The sequence below is a fragment of the Candidatus Zixiibacteriota bacterium genome, assembly GCA_040752815.1.
In the GTDB taxonomy this organism is placed as follows: Bacteria; Zixibacteria; MSB-5A5; order GN15; family FEB-12; genus JAGGTI01.
In genome coordinates, this window is record JBFMGC010000030.1 from 1 (window position 1) to 16,483 (window position 16,483).

14 protein-coding genes are annotated in these 16,483 nt (G+C 58.6%); all 14 read right to left on the bottom strand.

The window, feature by feature from the left end; genetic code table 11:
- A partial coding sequence (locus AB1772_08505; GenBank protein ID MEW5796391.1) for an HU family DNA-binding protein occupies positions 1 to 282 on the bottom strand: 282 nt, incomplete at its 3' end.
- A gap of 184 nt (positions 283 to 466) precedes the next feature.
- Entirely contained in the window at positions 467 to 1,369 is a 903-nt protein-coding gene (gene sppA / locus AB1772_08510) for a signal peptide peptidase SppA (GenBank protein MEW5796392.1), read from the bottom strand.
- 12 nt (positions 1,370 to 1,381) lie between these two features.
- A complete protein-coding gene (locus tag AB1772_08515; protein ID MEW5796393.1) occupies positions 1,382 to 3,697 on the bottom strand; it encodes a LysM peptidoglycan-binding domain-containing protein in 2,316 nt (771 codons plus the stop codon).
- A gap of 134 nt (positions 3,698 to 3,831) precedes the next feature.
- Positions 3,832 to 4,764: a tRNA (adenosine(37)-N6)-dimethylallyltransferase MiaA gene (gene miaA, locus AB1772_08520; GenBank protein MEW5796394.1), complete on the bottom strand. Its 933-nt coding sequence runs from the start codon at positions 4,762 to 4,764 to the stop codon at positions 3,832 to 3,834.
- Entirely contained in the window at positions 4,757 to 6,592 is a 1,836-nt protein-coding gene (mutL, locus tag AB1772_08525) for a DNA mismatch repair endonuclease MutL (GenBank protein ID MEW5796395.1), read from the bottom strand. Before mutL ends, miaA begins: the two co-directional genes overlap by 8 nt.
- Positions 6,589 to 9,198, bottom strand: a complete 2,610-nt coding sequence (gene mutS, locus AB1772_08530; GenBank protein ID MEW5796396.1) for a DNA mismatch repair protein MutS — start codon at positions 9,196 to 9,198, stop codon at positions 6,589 to 6,591. Before mutS ends, mutL begins: the two co-directional genes overlap by 4 nt.
- Positions 9,195 to 10,193 (bottom strand): SPOR domain-containing protein, encoded by a 999-nt coding sequence (locus tag AB1772_08535; GenBank protein MEW5796397.1) that lies wholly within the window; start codon positions 10,191 to 10,193, stop codon positions 9,195 to 9,197. Before AB1772_08535 ends, mutS begins: the two co-directional genes overlap by 4 nt.
- Positions 10,194 to 10,222: 29 nt before the next feature.
- Positions 10,223 to 11,320: a tetratricopeptide repeat protein gene (locus tag AB1772_08540; GenBank protein MEW5796398.1), complete on the bottom strand. Its 1,098-nt coding sequence runs from the start codon at positions 11,318 to 11,320 to the stop codon at positions 10,223 to 10,225.
- A gap of 3 nt (positions 11,321 to 11,323) precedes the next feature.
- Positions 11,324 to 11,692 (bottom strand): LapA family protein, encoded by a 369-nt coding sequence (locus AB1772_08545; protein ID MEW5796399.1) that lies wholly within the window; start codon positions 11,690 to 11,692, stop codon positions 11,324 to 11,326.
- A gap of 55 nt (positions 11,693 to 11,747) precedes the next feature.
- Positions 11,748 to 12,416, bottom strand: coding sequence for a hypothetical protein (locus AB1772_08550; GenBank protein MEW5796400.1), 669 nt, complete (start codon positions 12,414 to 12,416; stop codon positions 11,748 to 11,750).
- A 201-nt stretch (positions 12,417 to 12,617) separates the two neighbouring features.
- Positions 12,618 to 13,481 carry an XrtA system polysaccharide deacetylase gene (locus AB1772_08555; protein MEW5796401.1) on the bottom strand — a complete coding sequence of 288 codons (864 nt, stop codon included), beginning with the start codon at positions 13,479 to 13,481 and terminating at the stop codon, positions 12,618 to 12,620.
- A gap of 20 nt (positions 13,482 to 13,501) precedes the next feature.
- A complete protein-coding gene (locus tag AB1772_08560; GenBank protein ID MEW5796402.1) occupies positions 13,502 to 14,317 on the bottom strand; it encodes a CpsD/CapB family tyrosine-protein kinase in 816 nt (271 codons plus the stop codon).
- An 8-nt stretch (positions 14,318 to 14,325) separates the two neighbouring features.
- On the bottom strand, positions 14,326 to 15,450 hold the full coding sequence (locus tag AB1772_08565) for a hypothetical protein (GenBank protein ID MEW5796403.1): 1,125 nt from the start codon (positions 15,448 to 15,450) through the stop codon (positions 14,326 to 14,328).
- Between the two features lie 70 nt (positions 15,451 to 15,520).
- The coding region (locus AB1772_08570; protein MEW5796404.1) for a polysaccharide biosynthesis/export family protein at positions 15,521 to 16,483 on the bottom strand (963 nt) is incomplete at its 5' end.

Consider the following 16,483-nt stretch of genomic DNA (forward strand, 5'->3'; position numbering starts at 1 on the left):
GAGCGAGAGCTTGGTGATCATGTTCTTGAACTCATTGGAGGGCTTGAATACGGGCACTTTGCGATCCGGCACCGGGACCACATCTCCAGTGCGAGGATTCCGCGCCTTCCTGGCCTTGCGCAACCTGATCTTAAAAGTGCCAAATCCACGGATCTCGATATTGTGCCCGGCCTCGACCGACTTCTTCACTGTTTCCAGGAAGGAGTCGACCACGACAGCCACGTCGGTCCGAGTGAGCCCCGTGCGCTCGGCTACCTTTTCGACTAAATCGGCTTTGGTCACAGCTTACTCCCTCTCAAGTCTGACTATGTTTAACGACTCTCTGTTTTCCTCGTTTTTTATCTGCCCGACCGCGCCGGCAGCCTCGTACAGTCCTGGGTTAAGCCCTTGGGACGCGGGAAGATAATAAAACCAAAATCCAAGAAAAGGAAAAATTTCGACCCAGACTCACTTTTTTTCGGTCCTGCTACCGGTAGAGATACATGAGTCGGGGACCCTCCGAAACCTGACCCATTTGCTGTCCCAGGTCGCCCAAAAGCCCGGTGACAAGGTCCGAAAAGTAGCCTCGGCGCTTCTCCCGCGGGCGAACAATGTCCGGCTCCTCGTCCAAACCCGCTATATCAGCCGCCAAATTGACTGCCACGTTCAGTCCTCCGAGGCTATCCACCAGACGGAGATTGTATGCCTGCAGACCGGTGTATACCGAGCCGTCCGCAATAGCGTAGACTTCTTCCCTTTCCATTGCCCGCCCCTCGGCGACTGCCTCCACGAACTGCTCGTACGCGTCGGTGACCACCGCCTGAAGCATCAGCTTCTCTTCCTCAGTCATCTCTCGTGAGTAGTTGCCGACATCTTTCAGATCCCCCGACTTAACTATCTCAGTGCCAATACCGATTTTGTCGAACACTCCGCCAAACGTGTGAAAAGAGATTATGGTGCCGATCGAACCGGTCAGCGTACCGGGATTGGCGACAATACGATCAGCCGCACAGGCAATGTAGTATCCGCCGGAGGCAGCCACCTCGGCCATCGACACCACAACCGGCTTCTTCTCCCGCACCTTGAGAATCTCGTCGTGAATTTCCTGTGCGATTGCCGTCCCGCCGCCCGGGGAATTGACATGCACGACTATAGCCTTGATCGAGCGATTACGCCGCCAGCGCTCCAGGGTTTCGATCACCGGCCGACCCGACGCTTCGTCCATGACGCCGAACATCGGTACCACGCCGACCGAGCCGCCGAGGGAACCAAACGATACGTTGCCGTCCGATGACGCTACACCCACGAACATGAGCGCCATCATTCCGAACACGAATAGAAATGCGGCGGCGATAATAACGCCGACCACCACATCACGCCTGCGAGCCATCCTATGCCCCCGTCACTGCGCCTTTATTTTCAGGACCTGGCCGACCTGGAGGTTATCCGGGTCATCGAGCTCGTTGAGCGCCAGAATCCGGGATATCGAGGTTCCGAACTGCCGGGCGATCCGTGCCAGGCTGTCCCCACGCTGGACGGTGTAAGTAACGAAATCGGTACCTGCCGAGGCGCCGCCCACCTGCAGTATCTGGCCGGGATAGATTCGCCCGGTGCGGCTCAGATTGTTCAGCTTCCGAAGATTAGTCGTGGTAGTGCCATACAGGCGGGCAATTTCCCAAAGTGTGTCGCCCACGCGAACTTTATGTGTGCGGACTGCGCCCGATGACGGCCGTGGCGCGGGTTCAGACCCGGATTTAGAGCTGCCGCCTGGTGATTGCGCCGGGGAATCGTTGGATTGAGCGAGTTGTTTCAGATTGGCGGCGTTCGACGGCAGCTTCAGACGCTGGCCGACATAGATGCGGGCGCCGCGCTCGATGTAGTTCACGCGACGCAGCGCGTCGACAGTAGTGCCAAACGCCCGGGCGATATCCCACATCGTGTCACCTTGGCGCACTGTGTACACCGAGCCTTCCGCCTTGTATTCGCGGTTCTTGCCGTTAGTGGTGCGGGCAAACTCGCGGTCGAGCGGCACCGGCACGATCAAGGTCTTGCCCGCGATGATCCTGGCGTTGCGCCCCAGGTGATTTGACTCCAGTATGGCGTATTGGGACACGCCGTACTTGGCAGCGATAGAGCTTATCGTCTCTCCCTTGCGAATCGTGTGCGTGACCCAGCTTGTTTCCTGCGGCGAAGGCATTGATTCATATGCCGCCAGGAATTGGCTACGGACGCCGTGCGGCAGCTTCAAGACATAGTGTTTCTGTCCGGGTGGAGTGTAGTTGCGCAGGAGTTCCGGATTGTACTCCTTGAGCTCGTCGACCGAACACCCCACCGCCTCGGCTACAGCTTTGAGATCGAGGCAGCGGTCAATGGTAACTTCATCCCAGCGCAGCTCCGGCTCGTACTCGACATCGCGGAAGCCGTATCGCTCGGGATCTTTGGCGATAATGGCAGCCGCGTAGATCAGCGGGACATAGTCCATGGTTTGGCGGCGCAGCCGCATACGCCAGAAATCCTCGGTTCCCTGCTTTTTGATCGTGCTGCGCACCCGACCCGGGCCCCCGTTGTATGCGGCCATGGCCAGCTCCCAGTCGCCGAACTCACGATACAGGTCTTTGAGGAAGCGGGCCGCCGCCTCGGTGGCCTTTTTTGGGTCGCGACGCTCGTCGATCCACCAGTCACGCTCCAGACCGTAGAGACGGCCGGTGGAGGCGATAAACTGCCACAGCCCGGAGGCTCTCGCCCAGGAGTACGCCTTCGTATTGAACCCCGACTCAACCAGACAAAGATAAATCAGGTCCTGCGGGAGACCATGACGGGTCAGCACTTCTTTGAAGAGTTTCTCATACTTCTTGGACCGCCCCAGGTACTTGCGGAAAGCGTCGCGGGCGACTGTCTGAAAATAGACGATCGAGCTCTTTACCCGGTCGTTCATCTTGATGGGCAGGTCGTACGTGATCTCCCGCTCCCGCTGACCGGACACATAGAGCGAATCCCCCTCGAGCCGCTCTTCCAGATCGGCGAATCTCTCCACCAATACTGATGGTGTTACATCGCCCTCGAGCTGTCCCAAAGAACGCAGAGTCAGACGATAGTCTGAGATAACATTGTCCAGCAACGTATTGTACTTGGTGGCTTCGGGAGTCGGAATCGTGTCAGTTTCAATATCCAGACCGGCCATGATCTTTATTGACTTCTCGAAGTAGTACTGGGCTTCCTCCCAGTTGGCCTCGCGATTGGCCAGCACTCCCATGGAATGGTATTCCTCGGCAAGCCCAAGCATCCGCCATACTGCGTCGTCGACTGCCGATGCTGAATCTTCGGTATCCACTTCGCCATAATAGATCGGGTCCGGGATGTCGCTCTCGTCGTCCTGAGCGCCATAGAGCCAGGCTAGGTGGCGGCGGCTCGCCTCTTCCTCGTGCGGGCCGGCTGGATGGGGCGCCAGGGAGTCTCCCGTCCGGATTCGGCCGGCTCTCCGGTGGGTCGAATCTGCGGGCTGCCGGGCGGTACTATCAGCGGAGGCCAAAGCTGTCGGCACGGTATCCAGCGCTTCCAACAGGGCGGTGCTGTCGACTTCATCGGCACTCGCGGTGCGGCTTTCCCAGCCGAAATCGTGGTCGGGGATACTCTTTCGGCCGCCACATGAAACCACGAGCGATAAGACGAGGCCGGCGATCAAGACTCGAAGGAGAGTGGATGTCATGAACTTACGCAAAAAACGAGGCTCCTTTCCGGACCAACCTGATTCCGGATGCTATTGTCTTAATATCGACGGCCAAGCCGGCACGCTTTAGGGGCGATTCGGCTAAGTGCTTGTCATATAAGAAAAAGCAAAAAACCTGTCAAGTTTTAACGCCTCCTGGGCCTGGTTTCCAGCGCCGCCCTCACGGCCTCTAACACCGATCCGCCTGAGGGGAAGTATTCGCCCTCCAACTGGTGACGAAACCAGGTGATTTGCCGTTTGGCATACCGACGACTATTCTGCTTGATCAGGGCCACAGCCTCAGCGAGAGAGCATCGCCCCTCGCGATAGTCAAGGAGCTCATCGTAGCCGATCACGTTGGCTCGTCGTAGCGCCGCGCCAAAGCCACGGCCCAACAGGTTGTCAACTTCTGCAAGCAGGCCAAGCCGCATCATCAGGTCAACCCGCGCCTCAATAGCGCGATAGAGTTGAGCACGGTCAGGCATCAAGCAGAAGGCTCCGTATTCATACTGACTTTTCTTGTACGCTCCGGAGGATGTAAGTTTCGACTTGGGCGTTCCTGTTAACTCATAGATTTCCAGTGCCCGTACTAGCCTTACCCGATTGTGCGGATGAACCCGCGCCGCTTCCTGCGGGTCAATTCCGGTCAGTCGTCGGTGCATAGCTTCAGGACCGAGGCGCTGCATATCGGCCTCGAGGCGCTCGCGAATCTCCGGCCGATCCGCTTCCATCTCGACTACCCCGTCGATCAGCGCCCTCAGGTAGAGGCCGGTTCCCCCGACTACCACGGGGAGTCTGCGCCGCACGAGGATGTCGCCAACAGCCGCATCGGCGGCCTCTATGAACTGGAACGACGAGAAGCGCTCGCCCGGTTCGATAAGATCTATCAGATGGAAACGGACCCGTTCTTGCTCTCCTGGGGTTGGTTTGGCGGTGCCGATATCGAGATGCCTGATCAACTGGCGGGAATCCGCGGAGATGATCTCGATTGGAAAATCTTCGGCCAGGCGGAGGGCAAGCGAAGTCTTGCCCGACCCGGTCGGGCCGCAGATTACGGGGATTCGACCTGGCTCAGGCACGACCGAACTGCCTGTCGAGGTCCTCACGGGACATCTTGATAAATGTGGGGCGGCCGTGCGGACAGGAATAGCGGTTTTCGCACCTGAGCAACTGCTCGACCAGACCGATCGCTTCACGGTCGGTAAGCCGATCACCGGCCATGGCCGCTGACCGGCAGGCGACCGACTGAGCCACCGCTTTCCTCAGATCGTAACCGGATTTCTTGAGCGAGCCGACATCGTCCAGAATCGCCCGGAGTGCAGTCTCCGGCGATTTGCGTGATAGAATCGCCGGCACGGCTTCAATCCTGACAGTGCGCCCGCCGAATGACTCGACAGTGAATCCGGAACGAACGAGCACGTCGCGCGCCTCCTCAAACAGCGTCAACTGTTCGGCCCCCAGCTCAAACTGGACCGGAAGGAGCAGTTGCTGGCCGGTGCTGCCGTGGGCTTCCATCTGGCGCATTGTCTCCTCGAACAGCACCCGCTCATGCGCGGTGTGCTGATCGACCACAAGTAGTTCGCGCCCCACCTGGACGAGCAGATACAAATCCTCAAACCTGCCGATCAGACGGATGCTCGCCTCTGTCGGCGGTGCCGCTGTGGGCACCGGCACAGGCTCCGTGAGTATTTCACCGGTGGCGGTGTCGACCAGAACCGTGGCTGGTGCCTCAATTGACCGAGTCGGAGAAGTAGTTCGGTACAGCTCCCGAACCATGTGCGCCTGGTGTCCACCACGTGCCGTAACACCCGGAATGACCTTAGGGTGATGGCTATACGATGGCGGCGGGGCCGTTGCCACGCTGCCCGCTATGTTAGTGCCGGTCTCCAACCTTGGGACCACCCCCTCCTGTCGCAGGGCGGCTTTGACCAGATGATAGACGGCATCGTAGATTTCGCGCTCTCTCGACAGGCGCACTTCGGTCTTGGCCGGGTGTACGTTGACATCGACTTCGCTCGGATCAACACTCAGCAGTAGCGCCCCGACCGGGTAGTTGCCTCGCGGCAGAAGCTCGCCGTAACCGGCGGCGAGGGCATGGCCCAGCGCGGGTGACTGGATGTACCGTCCATTGATGAATATAAACTGGCTGTTCCGGTTGGATTGCGCCAGTCCCGGTGGAGCAACATGTCCGGTAATGCTCACCGGCCCAAGCTCTCCGGATACGGCCACGAAGGTCTTGCCGGGCGCGAGCAACCCCGCCACGCGCTCGCCGAGACCCAGTCCGGGCGGCAGTGCAAAGATCGGACGGCCGTTGAGACGATAGACAAAACCGATCCGAAACCGCCCCATAGCCAGCGCCATCGCCACGCGGGTGATATGACGCGCCTCGGTGGTTTCAGCTTTCAGGAATTTGCGGCGGGCCGGTGTATTGTAGAACAGGTTCTCGACTTCGATTGTGGTGCCGGGCGATGACGCTATCGCTTTCTTCGATTGCAGCACGCCGCCTTCGTATATGATCTCGGTACCCGAGTCGGCGTCGGTCGTTTTCGACACCATGCGCATGCGCGACACGGACGCAATCGACGGCAGCGCCTCGCCGCGGAAGCCATACGATTCGATCCGATCGAGATCGTCGAACTCGGAAATCTTCGACGTAGCATGGCGTGAAAAGGCGATCTCGATCTGGTCCGAGTCGATACCGCAGCCGTTATCGACTATCTTGATGAGTTTGGTACCTGACCTCTCGATATCAATCTCAATCCGATCGGCGCCAGCATCGAGCGCATTTTCTACCAGTTCTTTGACCACCGATGCCGGCCGCTCGACTACTTCACCCGCGGCGATCTTGTTTATGAGGCGTTCCGGAAGCGGGCGAATCCAGGGGCGATCGTGGGGAGTACGTTTCACAAAAGCTCGTCCTTCAGTTTGCGCAGGAAATCAAACGCCTCAACCGGGCTCATGTGTTCCAAATCCGACTGCCTGATTTTCTCTTCGATCTCCGAACTGGGCGCCTCGAACAGGGTGGTTTGCACTTTCTCTTTGTAGAGTCCCTTACCCAGCTCGCTCTGGGTGAATTTGCCCGACTCCAACAATCTCAGAATCTGTTTGGCACGGCTGATAGTCGTACGCGGCAGGCCTGCCAGTCGCGCGACCTCGATACCGTAGGAATCATCGCACCCGCCGGGGACTATCTTGTGCAGGAATACGACACTGTCCTCACGGCGTTTGACTGCCACCTGAAAATTGTGAATTCGCTCGTACAGGGCCGCCATGCCGGTCAGCTCATGATAGTGAGTCGCGAAAACCGTACGACAGCGGCAGTCGTCGTTGAGGCGTTCGACAACTGACCAGGCCACCGAGAGCCCGTCGAAAGTCGACGTACCCCGCCCGACCTCGTCGAGCAGCACCAGCGACCGCTCGCCGGCGTTATTCAATATGTTCGCGGTCTCGACCATTTCGACTAAGAATGTCGATTGCCCACCGGCGAGATTATCAAGTGCACCTACACGAGTAAAAACGCGATCGGCCAGGCCGATCTCGGCCGAATCGGCCGGCACCCAGGAGCCGATCTGGGCCAGTATGACTATGAGGCCAACCTGTCTCAGGTAAGTTGACTTGCCGGACATATTGGGACCGGTGAGCACAATGATCTGACGGTCTTCGGTCGAAAGCGCAAGATCGTTCGCTACGAACGACCCCGAAGGCAACACTGATTCGACTACCGGATGGCGACCATTAATAATGTTCAGGCGGGTGTCGTCGAATATCTCCGGGCGGCAGTACCCTCGTTCGACCGCAAGCTCTGCCAGGGCAGCTACGAGATCGATTTCCGCCGACAGTTCGGCGGTCAGTTGCAGGTTGCCGATGTGTTGATTCAAATTCTCCAGCAGCTCGCTGTACAACTCCGCCTCAAGGCGGAAAATCTTCTCTTCGGCGGCGAGAATCAGTTCTTCTTTTTCTTTTAGTTCGGGAGTGATGTACCGCTCGGCGTTTACTAATGTCTGCTTGCGGATATAGTGCGGCGGCACCTGGTCGCGGTTAGGGTTGGTGACCTCAAGGTAGTAACCGAACACCTTGTTGTACCCGACTTTCAAGCTGCCAATACCGGTCCTGGCCCTCTCACTCTGCTGCAGTGAACCGATGTAATCACGGGCGGCACGAATGGAGTCGTTGAGTTCGTTCAGCCGGGCCGCATACCCGGGCTTGAAGATCCCCCCCTTATTCGTGACCATGGGCGGCTCGTCGACCAGCGCCCGACCGAGCATGTCAATAACAGCGGAGTTGTCCGGTATAGAATTTTGAACGCTGACGAGGTGTTCGGATTTTGCGGCTTCGAGCATTCGTGCCAGATCGCGGGCCGTCTGCAGAGCCTGGCTGAGCGATGCCGCCTGTCGGGGGTTGAGCTTGCCGATACCGACTCGGCCCGCCAGCTTTTCGAGATCGGGCGCTCCCTTAAGGGTGTCGCTTATCCGCGCGCAGAGTTCACGATTGCGTACCAGTTCGTCGACCGCGCCCAGGCGGAGGTCTATCCGTGCCTTATCCTTGAACGGCCTGATGAGCGCATGTCGCAGGCGACGGGTACCGGCGGCGGTCTGGCAGCGGTTGACCACGGCGAAAAGCGTGTTCTCCTCGGAGGCGTTCGACACACTGCGCACCAGTTCCAGATTCCGGACCGTGGCGTAGTCCAGAAGCATGTGGTCGGCGTCGGCTATCCGGGTCAGGCGACTAATATGGGTGAGTCGTTCACGATGGTTCTCCCGCAGGTAGCGAAACACTGCTCCGGCGGCAGTTACCGCGAGACGGGCGTCGCCCACGCCGAACCCCTCGAGAGTGCTGGTCCCGAAATGGGCGTTTAGTTCACGGTCGGCGGTACGGTAATCAAAATTCCATTCCTCGTATGGGAACAACCGGCGGTCGCCATTGAACCACCGCTGGAGCGGGGCGAGCACGCTCTCGCGCATATCGCCGGGGTAGAGCACCTCGGTCGGCTCCATCACACGGAGTTTTTCCATAAGCCGCTCGACCGGCCCCTCGTCTACCATGAACGAGCCGGTGTTCATGTCGAGAAGGGCAAACCCGAGGGTACGCTCTGAATCGGTGAACACCGCTGCGAGGCTCGGCTCAAGCTGTGAGGAATCGCCGGCGTCAATTGTTGCCGTGCCGGGAGTCAGGACCTCTACCACCTCGCGCTTGACCAGCCCGCGCGCAGTTTTTGGATCCTCGACCTGTTCCACCACCACGACTTTGTGACCCTTCGCAAGCAGCCGGGCCAGGTATCTGTCAACGGAGTGATAGGGCACGCCCGCCAGCGGCGTGCGCTCTCCCTTGCCGTGTGAGCGAGAGGTCAGGGCGATCCCGAGCAGCGGCGCCGCCAGGACGGCATCATCGCCGAACATCTCATAGAAATCCCCCATGCGGAAGAAGAGAATCTTGTCGGGGTGCTGCTGCTTGATGGCGTGGTACTGCCGCATGAGCGGCGAAAAACCGTTGACGGGATCAACCGGTCGGGTCATCGGGCCACAACCTGGTAGGTATCGTTGCGCTCCGCTTCGAGGCGATGCTTGAAGCGGACCGCCTCGTCATAATCATCGAATGTCCCGACATAAACCACGCGATAGTTGCGGCCGGAGATCTCCTTCGTCTCGATATCGACTTTTTGCCCCTGGCCGCGGAACCGGTCGGCGTGGCGCTTGGCGTTGTCCGCTTCGGAGAAGACCCCCACTTTGACGGAGTAATATGTTCCGGTGAGTTTCTCAGCCTTATTATCTGTCCGCGGCTTATCCGACATCTCTCCCAACCCTGCCGACAGTTGATCCAAACCGATCGCTGCCGGATACGCCTCACGAAGCATGTTATAGTAGAAAACAGCATCGTCGGCTTTGTTCCTCGTCACCGCCTGCATACCGAGCAGGTAGAGCGCCAGCGGCACGCCGACACCCTTACGCGACCGCGAAAGCTGCCTGATCGTCTCCGCGGCGCCGATTTGCTTACCGTGCGCTGAAAGCACGCGCGCTTTGTCGATCAACCCCCACTGCTGCGGATCCCCGCTGCTGTTGTCGACCAGGTAGCGATCACACTGTCGTAGGGCGGACTCATACGAACCGGTACGCTCGTCGGCAAACACTGACAAACGCCGCATTTCCGCTCGGTACATCCCTCGCTCCCAACGAGAGAAATAGTCGGATACCAAGCTGGCCAGTCTCCGGTAGTCTCCGGTGAAAAGGTAATACTGCGCCAGGCGATAACTTATCTCCTCGTGGTGCTGCGACGGCAACGACGCCTCAAACGCCGCCTCCATTGATTTGACCGCGATCGCGCCATCCTGTTCAAGCAGGCCCTGGTAGAAAAGCGTGTTGCCGTCGCGCACCGAGGCCTGGGCCAGGCGGGACAGCGAATCGCGGGCCTCCATCAGTTTCCCCTTCTGAATGAGCGAATACACCGTCTGCGCCCCGGCCGTCCCGGACAACATAGAAACGATAACAACCGAAAACACTATACGTCGCCACATGGCGTCACCGGGAGGTAGAGTCGAATGGGTTAAGCGCCGTGAGCCACCGATTCCGAGGCCCCTGTCGACATCCGCCGAGAGAGCTGTTCGCGCCGTTTCTCGAGGTTTCGAATTAGTGACGAAATCCTCGAGTAATCCCGCCGTTCCAGGTGGACCCGGATCAGATCGAGCACCGCTGCACCGTCGTCAGGGTTGTCGTCCAGAATCCGTTCCCACATCTCAATGGCGAGGTCAACATCGCCTTTGTTCTCATAAAACTCGGCCAGAGCCCGGCGCGCCTCGAGATTTTTCGGCGAGTGCTCCAGAATCTGCTCGCAAATGAGCGGCACCTCGCCGAACCGCCCCAGCTCGTACAAGGTGCGTTTGAGGCGATCGATCGCGAGATGACCCTGATCGGGCACGGCGGTGGTCAGCTTGTTCCAGAAAGTAACAGCGTCCTCGAGCCGTTTTTCTTCATAGTAAGAGTCGCCGATGGCCAGATAGGCCGATACGTGGGCCGGATCGAGACCAATGGCTTCTTTATAGGCGATGCGCGCTTTGTGATACTCGCGCTGGCGGTACAGCATTTCGCCCAGCTGAAACTTGTACCGGGCCAGGGGCTTCTTGGACTTGTCACCCTCGAGTTTGAGTATGGTAACCGCCGTGTCATAGGCGGCGTCCCACTGTTGCGCTTTTTCCTGGAGCGACAGGAGACGGCTGTGCGCCCAGTGATCTTCCGGATTGAGTTCGACCTGTTCTTTCAGCGCGGTTTCGGCGGTGTTAAGATCGTTGAGCGCAAGGCAATCGGCGGCGATCTCTCGTAGTATTGCCGACCGCTCGGGCCGGGACAGGCCGGGTCGAAGGGTCAAATCTTTGTGCACCTGGTAGGCCCGCTCGGGCTGGTTGTTCTCGCGGAGAATCCGCCCCAGGCGGAGATACGCGTCGAGGTTGCTGCCGTCCTCGGCCACTACCTGGCGCAGCTTGGAGAAGGCCGCCTCCTGACGGCCGTCGAGCAGATCCCGCAGTGCCTCGAGATAGAGGCTCGGCTCCGGCTCCTTGGTTCGTCCGGAGAAACGCTCATAAACCAGGTACACCGCCAGCACTATCAACAGCAGCAGCAGGAATTCGAGCATGTATTCGACCATCATGGCTTATCTATCCGCAAAGGGTGATTCCCGTTCCTCGCGCTTCCGATCCAGCCCTTTGAGCAGATCGGCGGATTCATCGATAGGACGATTGCGCAGGATGGCCACCTCGCTCTCCAGCGCCTTGATTCGCTTACGCGCGGCGTGGGACTGAATCGACAATTTAACAAATGTCGAAATGAACAGCACCAGGCACATGAGCGCGCCGGCTACGAATGACCAGAACACGACCGTAATCAGCGGTACATCAACGTAGTTCGGAAACAGCGGCTGGAGGTGCACCGCCACTTTCTGGTCGGTGCCGGTATTGTTAAAGGCGAACGCCACCACCATCAAGAGCAACAGCAGTATGAGTATCGTCCTAATGATCCACATGTGACCTCCTGTCGAGCAGCTGCCGGTGCGACCGATGGATCAGCCAGTGCGCGAATCAGCTCTCCTCCTCCTGCAGCACTTTGAGGCTTTCGATCATCGGCAGCACTTCCTGCAGCACCGGCTCGAAGAATTCCCATTCGGACATGACATGAAACAGCACGATATTGTTGCCCACTTTAACCGCGGCGATCGCACCACCGTAGGAGCGCCGGACAGCCCTAACCGCCGTAGATGAGGACGACAACGGGATATCCTTTTTGTAGTGGGCCCTGGCCTTCCACAGAAGCGCCGACTGCCCGGCGATTTCCATGCGGCTGCGCTGCAACGGAACCAGTTCCTGTTCCGCAAGCACAACGAACTCCTTGAGAACATCGTTCTTTTGGTCGGACTTGAAGTTCGGCGACAACAGTGAGTCTATAAAAACGTGTGCTCCGAGTGAACTCGTATCGACAAAGACGAGCAGCTGGGGAATTGTGGTGTACTCTTTGTTGTCGACGAAGTCGACCGGTATACCAAAGCTGCGCTGAATGAGGCTGATCCGGACTGCGGCGTCCGCATCCCCAATCTTGTGCTTCCAGTTTCCATGGATTTTCAGTTCAAATCCGTATTTGCTGTCGCGGTAGATGTCGCCGGTGATTTCGCCGGCTTTCTTTCCCTGCCGGCGAGCCTCAACCGCCGACACTGCCAGCAGCGCCAAAAGGCCGGCTATCAGGGTTCTTCTCATGATGTTACCCCATGTTTGTAGTGCCAAGTCATCATTGCAACTGTACAGCCTTATACACATATTAGTCAAGGATTTATTGCCGAGACGGACTTCCCGCAGAGTGGACGGGCTGCTTATCAATGGTTGGCTACAGATCTGTTACGACCAAGCTACCCCGACGCACGTAACACTTTGCCAATAAAGATGTTAGTGAGCGGAGTGTCAGCGCTCGAAACCGATGCGCTGGCGCGTGACGGCCCGGATATACTCGATAACCGGAACAAATGTGAAGTCGCTGAGCAGGCGATCCAGTTTCTGTTCCAGAATGCCGGTGGAGCCATAGGAACGCAGTCGCTGACTCAGTGACAGCCCGGACATCGCCGGTGGGTCGGGATCGAGCTCCCAGGGGTGCACGTAAACCATCACAGGGTGTCCTGAATCATTGACTTTGCGCATCATGTGCCGCGTGTACCAGTAGGGGGAATGGCGGAGATAGCCGCCGCCACCAACCGGGACATTTTGTCCCCAGCGCCGAATCGTGGTCGCGGGCAGCTCGTACAGAAAGCGATCGTTGGAGAAAGTCATGCGGAACAGGTGCCGGGGGCCGTCGGGCATCCCATATAGATCGTGCTTTATCGGGAATATCGAGCTGTCGTATTCGAAGCCGAGCTCGGCGAGAATTTCGAAGGCCCATGGGACACGGTCAGACATCGACCAACTCGGGGCGCGATAACCCACCGGGCGGATGCCGGTGGCCTCGGTGATGGCGTTGATCGCGCGGCGTGTGTCCAGCCGGAATTCATCGGGGGAAAGACGGTCGATCATACGGTGACTGTAGCTGTGGCATGCCACTTCATGCCCCTGTTCGGCAATTCGGTTGATCAGAGCCGGGTGGCGTTCGGCGCACCAGCCGAGCACGAACCAGGTCGCCTGGACATCCTGGCGGGCGAACAGCCTGAGCAGCCGCATAACGTTGCGCTGGAGGGTCGACGGCAACCCGACCCAGTCCTCGGGTGCAAAGCGATCGGCGAGCGCCTCAACTACAAACCACTCTTCCAGGTCAACTGTCAACAAATTGGGCTGCATGGCAGCTCACCCCTGAGCGTTTACTTGGCCAGACGTTTCTTGTCGGGCGTGACCAGAGGTTCTCCCGGCCGGGTCGGGGCCGCATCGCTTCCCGAGTGGCGATGCGAACGGCGGCGGGATTCCTTTTTGCCGCTGCCATCGTCGCCGGTGGGCGTGTAATCGTAGTGGTAGTGCTGATAGTCGTAGTAATATGGCAGACTGTTCATGGCGTTGTTCAAGACCACACCAAGTACGTTCGCCCGGTTGGTGGTCATGATGTCCACCGCTCTGACGGCCACTTCGCGGGCGGTTTCACCGGCCTTGACTACCAGAATGACGCCGTCTACAGAATGCGAAAGGAGCATCGGATCGGACACCGGAATCACCGGCGGCGAATCGATGATGACATAGTCATAGTAAAACTTCAACTCACGGATGAGCGCGTCGATGGCGCCGGTGTTGAAAAGCTCACTCGGGTGCGGTGTCGGCTTCCCAGCCGTCAGTATGTCCAGGTTGTCGAGCGAGGACTTCTTCAAAACGTCCTTGTAGGAGATGCCGTCGCCGATAACCTCCACCAGCCCGCCGACACGCTCCAGTTGAAACAGTGAGTGTATGTGGGGGCGCCTGATGTCGCAGTCTATTAGCACGGTACGGTGTCCCTTGCGCGCCGACGTGATTGACAAAAGCGACGAAATCGTGGATTTCCCTTCGCCGGTAACTGATGAGGTAATCAGGATAGCCTTAAGTTCGCTTTTGGATCCCGCGCTGCGCAGATTGTGGAACAGGCGCCGATATTCGGTCGCCAACGGGGATTCCAGACTGAAGTATTCGCTGATCGGCGCGGTGGGACGGGGCATGATCCGATCTAACCTCTCCTGCCGATCCCGGCAATTATTTGCGCCATGGACTGTCGCACCATTTGCGCTCGATCTCTGGCCTCGGCCATGTGGCTCGCATCGGGATGAGCTTCGAGAATTCGCCGGCATTCTTCGACACCCCGTTCCCAGACCAGATCGGCCTGTTCAAAGTAGCAGCGGACCAGCTCGGTCTGAAGATCGATGTAATTGGGATGCTGACTGAGCTGGGTCTGGAGAATTCGAATCTGCTCGACAATCGCCTCGGTAGTCCACGAGTCGCGGGGGGTCATGAGGCGGCGGTTGGCCGCCACAAACTCCTGCCTTTTGGCCTCGCGGCGGGACTCGCGGACCCGCTTAAGCGCCACCAGGGCTCCGGAGTAATCGAAGTTTGAAAGCGCCGTGAGGCCCTCACGATACTGAGTCTGGCTCTCCAGCTCAGGCTGAATCAGCGCCGCTTTGCGAAAGTGATCGACAATCCGCGAGCCAAGCTGCCTCCGCAGGTTGGGATCGTTGCAGTACGACGCCTCCAGGGTCCGCGCCAGACCGAGATTGAAGTAGGCGTCGCCATAGTACATGTTGATGGCGATCGCAGCTTCGAACTCGGTGATCGCCTCGGCCGCAGCTCCGGCCGAAAGCAGCGCCTCACCGAGATTGTTGCGATAGTCGGCGTAGCCGGGACGTAAGCGCACCGCCTCGGCGGCCGAGTTTACCGCCTCGGCACTCTCCCCCAGCGCCACTCGAGTCATGCCCAGCAGGTTGTACGCCTGGTGGTAACCGCTCTCGACCCGGTTAAGCCGCCCGAGTAGCTCGGCGGCCTCGCGATACAGCCGGCGACAATAGAATGTGGTGGCAAGGCGATACATCGCGTCCGGATCGCTCCCCATCGACACCTGCTGATACGCCTTTAGCAGATTCTCCATGTCGCGCTTACGCTCGCCGTGCGTCTGCTTCACCAGGGCCAGCAACTGATCGGCGGCGACGTCATTGGGATGTGGGTAGCTGAACGTGTCGGCGCGCACACCATCCACAAACACCGTCGTGCTGACCGTCCCCTGCTCAATATCATTGGCGGTCTGAATCAGATATTCGCGGTCGTTTTCGCGGAGTTTGCTGCTAAGCCTAAACGTTTCCATATTGTCTGACCGGTGACGGCCGTTTCAATTACTGCCTCTAACACCAAATGGAACGGGCAGTGCCCCGCGATCAATCGCCCGCGCTGATTCGATCATACAGCAAGTAGGCGGTCGAGAGGGCCGTCAGCAGTGTCGCCACCTGCCCCATGCGGGTATCGAAAAAACCTGCCCTGGTGGACGGCACAATCACCAGATCCTCCTTCTGCATGATATATCGGGCAGGGCGGCCCTGGCTTACATACTTTTCCAGGTTCAGCTCGACCGTTTGAGCAAAATTGCCGTCCTTGAGGACCAGGTGGGTACGCTTTAGATCGGCGGTCCCAGTGGGGCCACCGGCCAGAGCCAACGCTTCCAGCACGTCGAGATTCTCTTCATAGGCCACTGGCCCGGGGCGGCTGACTGCGCCGATTATGTAAATCAGGTTTTTCTTTTCAGCCTGGACTCCTATTTCGCCGGCGAGCACCTGGCCGGGGGCGCGGCCGATCTCAATCGTGTCCTGGCGCCGGAGCTTCGGCAGCTTGTCCAGGGTACCGTTAGCCAGCGCTTCGGCAAGATTAACCACCTCAATCTTGCCGGCATCAGAACCGCCTCGGATAATGGTCACTCGGCTGAGGTCTCCAGACTGCGCCACCCCGCCGGATTCGTTGATAACGGTCCAGATGTCAGGAATCCTTTCGAACGATCTCTTGCCCGGCTGATTGACCTGCCCAATGACAAATACATGGTTGTAACGGTACTCGGTCACCTGAACGGTAGCCTGGGAGATGTTGCGGTTGAGGCGCGAGATCTCCCGCACGATGTCATTTTGAAGCTTCTCCGCGGTTTTGCCGGCAGCCTCAATCTGGCCGATTATGTCAAGGCTGATTTTTCCGTCCAGGCCGACCCTGACCTCACGGTTGAGAGCCGGATCCTGCCAAAACGTTATGCTGAGGAGATCTTCCTCGCCGATGACGTAGTCATCGCCGGATGCTGTCGAGATCATTCCGAGCAGAATCAGAAACAGCCCTAAGATTGTCCTTGCCGCGATCTTGGT

Excerpts from the sequence above, each read along its gene's own strand:
- AB1772_08550 (MEW5796400.1), bottom strand. The coding sequence starts at position 12,416 with ATGAGAAGAACCCTGATAGCCGGCCTTTTGGCGCTGCTGGCAGTGTCG.
- sppA (MEW5796392.1), bottom strand. The coding sequence starts at position 1,369 with ATGGCTCGCAGGCGTGATGTGGTGGTCGGCGTTATTATCGCCGCCGCA.
- mutS (MEW5796396.1), bottom strand. The coding sequence starts at position 9,198 with ATGACCCGACCGGTTGATCCCGTCAACGGTTTTTCGCCGCTCATGCGG.
- AB1772_08540 (MEW5796398.1), bottom strand. The coding sequence starts at position 11,320 with ATGATGGTCGAATACATGCTCGAATTCCTGCTGCTGCTGTTGATAGTG.
- AB1772_08535 (MEW5796397.1), bottom strand. The coding sequence starts at position 10,193 with ATGTGGCGACGTATAGTGTTTTCGGTTGTTATCGTTTCTATGTTGTCC.
- AB1772_08555 (MEW5796401.1), bottom strand. The coding sequence starts at position 13,481 with ATGCAGCCCAATTTGTTGACAGTTGACCTGGAAGAGTGGTTTGTAGTT.
- AB1772_08545 (MEW5796399.1), bottom strand. The coding sequence starts at position 11,692 with ATGTGGATCATTAGGACGATACTCATACTGCTGTTGCTCTTGATGGTG.
- AB1772_08565 (MEW5796403.1), bottom strand. The coding sequence starts at position 15,450 with ATGGAAACGTTTAGGCTTAGCAGCAAACTCCGCGAAAACGACCGCGAA.
- AB1772_08560 (MEW5796402.1), bottom strand. The coding sequence starts at position 14,317 with ATGCCCCGTCCCACCGCGCCGATCAGCGAATACTTCAGTCTGGAATCC.